Below are 6,358 nucleotides of genomic sequence, written 5' to 3'. Positions count from 1 at the left end.
GCGCCTGCAAACGCAGGCGCGCCCCCTCTGTTTATACAGGATGCGCTCAGCACAGCTTGGCGCCGGCGGGGATAGCGTCGTCCACCATAACCAGGTGGAGCTTCTCCTCCCCGTGCTCGGTGTGGACGGCGGAGAGCAGCATGCCGCAGCTCTCCTGCCCCATCATCTTGCGGGGGGGAAGGTTGATAATGGCTACCAGGGTCTTGCCCACCAGTTCCTCCGGCTTGTAGTACATGGCGATGCCGGAGAGGATCTGGCGGTCAGTCCCGGAACCGTCGTCCAGGATGAACCTGAGGAGCTTGGCGCTCTTTTTCACGCTCTCACACGCCTTGACCTTCACGGCCCGGAAGTCGCTCTTGCAGAAGGTGTCGAAGTCCACGCTCTCCTGGGCGAAGGGCTCCACCTCCACGGCGGGGAGGGCGGCCCTGCGGGCCTCGGCCTGCAGCTCGTCCAGGGCGGCCAGCTCCTTCTCCACGTCGATGCGGGGGAACAGGTTCTCCCCCTTGCTCACCGCCGCGCCGGCGGGGAGCAGGCCCCACGCTCCGGCGGACTCCCAGGTGCGCGCGCCTTCGTCTACGCCGAGCTGGGCGAAGATCTTTCCGCAGGTCTCGGGCATAAAGGGGGTGAGCAGTACGGCGGAAAGGCGCACGCACTCCAGCAGATTGTAGAGCACGTGGGCCAGGCGGGGCTTCTGGGCCTCGTCCTTGGCCAGTGCCCAGGGCTTGTTCTCGTCGATATACTTGTTGGCCCGGCCGATGAGCTTGAACACCTCCACCAGGGCGTCCTGGAAGGCGTAGTGCTCCATCTGCGCCTCGTAGCGGCCCCGCAGGCCGGCGGCCAGGGCGATGAGCTCCACGTCGTACTTCCGGGGGTCGTCCTCCGGGAAGTCCATGGAGAGGTTCACCTCGCCCTGGGCCTGGGTCAGCATGGCGGCCAGCTCCGCCTCGTCCCCGGTGGCGCCGCAGCCCTCCGGCAGGCGCTCGCCGAAGTACTTGCCCACCATGGCGGTGGTGCGGCTGACCAGGTTGCCCAGGTCGTTGGCCAGGTCGGTGTTGATGCGGCCGATGAGGGCCTCGTTGGAGAAGTTGCCGTCGGTGCCGAAGGGGAACTCCCGCAGCAGGAAATAGCGCAGGGCGTCCACCCCGTAGCGCTCGGCCAGCAGGTAGGGGTCCACCACGTTACCCTTGGACTTGCTCATCTTGCCGCCGTCCAGCAGCAGCCAGCCGTGGCCGTACACCTTCTTGGGCAGGGGCAGGCCCAGGGCCATGAGGATGGCGGGCCAGATGATGGCGTGGAAGCGCACGATCTCCTTGCCCACAAAGTGCACGTCGGCGGGCCAGAACTTCTCAAAGTCGTGGTAGCGGCCGTTGCCGTAGCCCAGGGCGTTGATGTAGTTGGACAGGGCGTCGATCCACACATACACCACGTGGCCGGGGTCGAAGTCCACCGGCACGCCCCAGGAGAAGGAGGTGCGGGAGACGCACAGATCCTCCAGGCCGGGCTTGATAAAGTTGTTCACCATCTCATTGACCCGGCTGCGGGGCTCCAGGAAGTCGGTGTCCTCCAGCAGATGCCGGATGCGGTCGGCGTACTTGGACAGGCGGAAGAAGTAGGCCTCCTCCTCGGCATCCACCACGTCCCGACCGCAGTCGGGGCACTTGCCGTCCTTGAGCTGGGTCTCCGTCCAGAAGGATTCGCAGGGCTTGCAATACTTGCCCACGTATTTGCCCTTGTAGATGTCCCCCTGCTCATAGAGCTGCTTGAAGATCTTCTGCACGGACTCCACGTGGTAATCGTCGGTGGTGCGGATGAACCGGTCGTTGGAGATGTTCATCAGCTTCCACAGGTCGAGCACGCCCCGGGGGCCCTCCACGATGTGGTCGACAAACTCCTTGGGGGATACGCCGGCCTCCTTGGCCTTGTCCTCGATCTTCTGGCCGTGCTCGTCGGTGCCGGTGAGGAACATGACCTCACAGCCCCGCAGGCGCTTGTAGCGGGCCATGGCGTCGGTGGCCACGGTGCAGTAGGTGTGGCCGATGTGCAGCTTGTCCGAGGGGTAGTAGATCGGGGTGGTGATATAGAATTTCTCAGGATTCATCGGGCGTTCCCTCCGTTGTATCGTTTTCGGCCCGGGCCAGGAGCTCCGGCCGGCCGGCATTGTACAGAAGCGTCACCGTGGACGAGAGCAAATAGAGGATGGCGAAGCCATAGAGCAGCGTCGTGGCCAGATCGTGCTGGTCGGCCAGGGTGGTCAGGCAGAAGTAGATCCCCAGCAGGGAGAACAGCCCAGCCCAGAACACCCGGCCCCGCTCAAAGGAGAAGCCGGCGTGGAAGTAGAGCCCCAGCAGGGAGGCGATGATGGCGAAAAGCTCATACACATAGTCCAACTGCACCGGATCTCCGGCCCGCACCTGGTAGGCGGCGATCAGCCACACGCAGCAGGTGTAGGCGGGCATCAGCAGGGTGAAGCTGTACTTGCCCCTGTCCAGGCCCTTGAAGCTGTTCTGCGCCGTCTGCATTACGCAGAAGAAAGAGACCGCCGCCAGGGCGGCCAGCAGCAGGCGGGTGTAGACGGTGTTGGTCCCCTGGACAAAGGAGAGCACCATCAGCACCGCCGCCCCCAAGAGCAGGAAGGCGGAGAGCACCATAGCGGTGGCGTACAGGGTGTTTCCCTTGGCCTGAAAGGCCTCGTCGTAGCCGGTGAAGGAGGGGTATTTGCCCCGGCAGAGCAGGGCCAGAACCGCCGCCATGGCAACCGAAAGGGCGATGAGGGCGAGAGTGGCCGGGGCGCCGGGAATGGGTAAGCCGGTGTCCGCCTCAAAGGCCGTGGCCAGCTCCCAGCGGCGCAGGACAAAGCCGGCCCCGCCGCCAGCCACCGCCACGGCGGGCAGCAGAATTTCTTTTCGCATGAAAACCACCCTTTCCGGATGAAATGAGTTCAAATCCATAGTATAGCACACTTTGGCGGAAAGTGCACGATTTTTCTTACAGGCGCAGGCCCTTGATGTCCTTGATGCGGGAGAGGATGATGTTGCAGCTCAGGCTGGCAACGCCGGGCAGACGGTGGATGACCCGGTCCAGAAAGTCCTCCAGTTCCCCCTGGCCAGCCGCCACGGCGTGGACGTGGAGCTTGTTGCGGCCGGACACCTGGTAGATCTGGGTCACGGTATCGCTGGCGCGCAGGGTATCCACCACCGCGCTGAATTGGGCGGGCTCTACCTCAAGCTCAAAGTAGCAGGACACAGCACCGCTGATCTTCTGGGGATTGACAATGGTGGTGTACTCCTCGATCACGCCCCGCTCCTCCAGGGCGCGGACGCGGGCCTTCACCGCCACACGGGACAGCCCAACCGCCTGGCCCAGATCTGAGTAGGACATACGGGCGTTGTGGATGAGCAGCTCCACCAGCCGCCGGTCGATGTCGTCCAGACCACTTAAAAACAACGCCTCCGCCCCCTCTATCTGTCAAGCTGTGTTTGTTATCTTATCCCGGCTGAAGAAAAAAGGCAAGTATAGCCTTGTATTTTTCCTCTGGATTTGCTATGATTCTTACGAAAAGAAAGATAAAACATTCAAAACGAAAGTGCGTGAGCCAATGCAGATGGATTTGACCCGGGGTGGAATCACCCGCCCTATGCTGCTGTTCGCCGGTCCCATGATCGCGGGCAACCTGCTCCAGCAGTGCTACAACATCGCCGACACCCTCATTGTGGGCCGGGCGCTGGGGGCGTCGGCCCTGGCGTCGGTGGGGTTCTCCTTTACCCTGATGACCTTCCTCACCTCGGTGCTGCTGGGCGTCTGCTTCACCTTCCTCTATAACTACTTCGCCTGCCTGCTGCGCTCGGTGGGCAACTCCGTGGCCCCGATGGCCTTTCTGGCCGTGTCCACCGTCCTCAACATCGGGCTGGATCTCTGGTTTGTCCTGGGACTGGGCTGGGGGGTGGCCGGGGCCGCGGGGGCCACGGTGCTCGCCCAGGGGGTGTCCGCCGCCGGTATCGCCCTCTACGGCTGGCGGCGGGTGCCCCTGCTCCGGCTGGAGCGGCGGCACTGCAAGGTGTCCCGGGGGGAGCTGGGGCGCATCATGAACTACTCCCTGCTCACCTGCGTGCAGCAGTCGGTGATGAACTTCGGCATCCTGATGGTGCAGGGGCTGGTGAACTCCTTCGGGGTGAACGTGATGGCTGCCTTTGCCGCCGCCGTCAAGATCGACGCCTTCGCCTACCTGCCCGTCCAGGACTTCGGCAACGCCTTCTCCACCTTCGTGGCCCAGAACACCGGCGCGCAGAAGACGGAGCGCATCCGGAGGGGCATCCGCTCCGCCGTGGGGGTGTCCATCGGCTTCTGCCTGGTCAGCTCCCTGCTGGTGTGCCTCTTCGCCGCCCCCCTCATGGGCCTGTTTGTGGAGCCCGGCGAGACGGAGATTATCGCCGTGGGGGTGGAGTACCTGCGCATTGAGGGCATGTGCTACTGCGGCATCGGCATCCTGTTTCTGCTCTACGGCCTGTTCCGCGGCCTGGGGCGGCCCGGCGTGTCGGTGGTGCTCACCGTGGTCTCCCTGGGGACGCGGGTGGCCCTGGCCTACCTGCTGGCCCCCATCCCCGCCGTGGGCCTGAAGGGCATCTGGTGGGCCGTGCCCATCGGCTGGGTACTGGCCGATCTGGCCGGGCTGGTGCTCTGGAGAAGGGGGGAGAGCGGCGGAGAGGCAGGCCCACATGCAAAGTGTCAAAGCGCAGAACGACTGTAAGTGCCAAATCAGTATGTTAATATTCCCAAACCATATACTTTGACAAAAAGTGGCCAACAGCTATGGGCTGCTGGCCACAAAACCTTACATTTTCACTACATCTTGACTGAGAACAGTGTATTTGGCGAGGGGGTCTTAAAAACCCTGTTCGTCTTAATCTGGAATAACAACATTAGCACTCTTATGGATCAGTGAACTTCTTCTCCAGCCTCATCAACAAATTTATATTGAAGTGTTGCCACCCCTGGCTCTGGGCCTTCTAATACATATATGGAAGGTAACTCATTCACATTTATTTCACCGCTGTTGTTGCCATAGCTCCATACAAGTTTACTTACCAAAGAATGATTGATCAAAAAGATAGTATATCTTCCAGCGTTTCTATCAAAAAAATAATCGGTATAGATTTGTGAACCCACTTTCGCCATTTTATTGCACTGCTTTAGACTTAACAGAAAGAATTTATGTTCTCTATTCTCAAAGATGCCATATCCTATAACGCCATTTTCGTCTTCAAATCCTACAGCGATATAGGAACTTGCTTCGTTTGTTTCAAATGTGAATTCTTCAAAAACCTCAATTTCACGATCTAAATTATCTGCAAGTATTTTTTCTACAGAATTGTTATGATTTCTTCCTAAAATATATATGCTACCTCCAAAGATGAGCAAAATACATATAAACGTCAATACTGCTTTTGACGTCCTGTGTGTCATTTAGATACCCCTCGATCAAAACTTTTTGAAAAAGTTCGGTTATGGTCCTCGTTCATTAACGTGTTTGAAACAGTGATTTCCCAAATTCTAGATACTGGACTGGGGGAAGTCGTGCTATGGCCATAGTCCTGAAGCAGACTTACACTTTCATAATAGTCCCCTACAGTCTGTAGACAGTCCTCTTCACCGTAACTAAGTTGAATAGCTGTTGTATAGTTATTTGGAGCTATATTCTTATACCCCGTAAAGCTTTCGTTTAAATCGACACTTCCTTTATGCTGGAATACCCCACTTAAATCAAACGAAACGGACAAAGGACCAACCCCAGTACCAATTGACACAGAAGTATATTTTTCTGCTCCATTATCTTCAGTAACGGATCCATCCACAGTTGAACTCACATATGCGGTGCCCTTAGGGGCACCAACTTTTAGGGTTGCAGAGTCAATTAATAGATAGCAATCGTCAGACTCATAATCACTTACGGAAGGACAAACGGTTGATTTATCTGTTATAGATAGTCTATGTGACCATGAAAGTTCCCCATTTAGGGGGATATTTCCTGTGCTGTCATAGACTTCGACATCCATTTTTGCCATGTATTCAACATTCAAAATATCATAGTAGTCATAAATAATGTAACTTCCAACTACTCCAGTGCCCCTTGTTATGATATCTTTTTCTATAATACCACTATTGATTGGTTTAAATTCACGCATACTCCAGTAGTCTATGTCACAGTAGGGGGCATTGCTTATAATAGAGTCAAAATCCTCTAATAGAAAATCAAAGAATTCAATAAAATAGTATTCTCTTATAGTTGAAGTATTTACTTTTAGATAAACCTTTAGTACATCTTTTGCTGGGTCAGGTAGAATAAGTTTCGCAAAAAGACAAA

Annotated in this window: 6 protein-coding genes; 1 reads left to right on the top strand and 5 read right to left on the bottom strand. The window is 57.2% G+C overall.

Features of this window, described 5'->3' with window-relative positions:
• Positions 1 to 46: 46 nt before the first annotated feature.
• The 3 genes from metG to HMPREF0372_RS05110 all read right to left on the bottom strand — a co-directional run bounded on the left by metG (position 47) and on the right by HMPREF0372_RS05110 (position 3,444).
• The gene (gene metG, locus HMPREF0372_RS05120; protein ID WP_007489536.1) at positions 47 to 2,098 is read right to left on the bottom strand and encodes a methionine--tRNA ligase; all 2,052 of its coding nucleotides are present in this window, start codon (positions 2,096 to 2,098) and stop codon (positions 47 to 49) included.
• On the bottom strand, positions 2,088 to 2,909 hold the full coding sequence (locus HMPREF0372_RS05115) for a hypothetical protein (protein WP_009259670.1): 822 nt from the start codon (positions 2,907 to 2,909) through the stop codon (positions 2,088 to 2,090). Before HMPREF0372_RS05115 ends, metG begins: the two co-directional genes overlap by 11 nt.
• A gap of 76 nt (positions 2,910 to 2,985) precedes the next feature.
• The gene (locus HMPREF0372_RS05110) at positions 2,986 to 3,444 is read right to left on the bottom strand and encodes an Lrp/AsnC family transcriptional regulator (RefSeq protein ID WP_007489534.1); all 459 of its coding nucleotides are present in this window, start codon (positions 3,442 to 3,444) and stop codon (positions 2,986 to 2,988) included.
• Positions 3,445 to 3,595: 151 nt separating this feature from the next.
• Between HMPREF0372_RS05110 and HMPREF0372_RS05105 the strand changes: the two genes are divergently transcribed.
• Positions 3,596 to 4,744 carry an MATE family efflux transporter gene (locus tag HMPREF0372_RS05105; protein ID WP_039996721.1) on the top strand — a complete coding sequence of 383 codons (1,149 nt, stop codon included), beginning with the start codon at positions 3,596 to 3,598 and terminating at the stop codon, positions 4,742 to 4,744.
• A gap of 188 nt (positions 4,745 to 4,932) precedes the next feature.
• Here HMPREF0372_RS05105 and HMPREF0372_RS19615 read toward each other — a convergent pair whose 3' ends face one another.
• Positions 4,933 to 5,460 carry a hypothetical protein gene (locus HMPREF0372_RS19615; RefSeq protein WP_007489530.1) on the bottom strand — a complete coding sequence of 176 codons (528 nt, stop codon included), beginning with the start codon at positions 5,458 to 5,460 and terminating at the stop codon, positions 4,933 to 4,935.
• The coding region (locus tag HMPREF0372_RS19990; protein WP_169314516.1) for a hypothetical protein at positions 5,457 to 6,358 on the bottom strand (902 nt) is incomplete at its 5' end. The genes HMPREF0372_RS19615 and HMPREF0372_RS19990, both read right to left, overlap by 4 nt.

It is taken from the genome of Flavonifractor plautii ATCC 29863 (assembly GCF_000239295.1).
GTDB lineage: Bacteria > Bacillota > Clostridia > Oscillospirales > Oscillospiraceae > Flavonifractor > Flavonifractor plautii.
This window is presented reverse-complemented; position numbering and strand designations above follow the sequence as displayed.

Bases quoted from the DNA above. Each gene is read 5' to 3' on its own strand.
- metG (WP_007489536.1), bottom strand. From the start codon at position 2,098: ATGAATCCTGAGAAATTCTATATCACCACCCCGATCTACTACCCCTCG.
- HMPREF0372_RS05115 (WP_009259670.1), bottom strand. From the start codon at position 2,909: ATGCGAAAAGAAATTCTGCTGCCCGCCGTGGCGGTGGCTGGCGGCGGG.
- HMPREF0372_RS05105 (WP_039996721.1), top strand. From the start codon at position 3,596: ATGCAGATGGATTTGACCCGGGGTGGAATCACCCGCCCTATGCTGCTG.
- HMPREF0372_RS19615 (WP_007489530.1), bottom strand. From the start codon at position 5,460: ATGACACACAGGACGTCAAAAGCAGTATTGACGTTTATATGTATTTTG.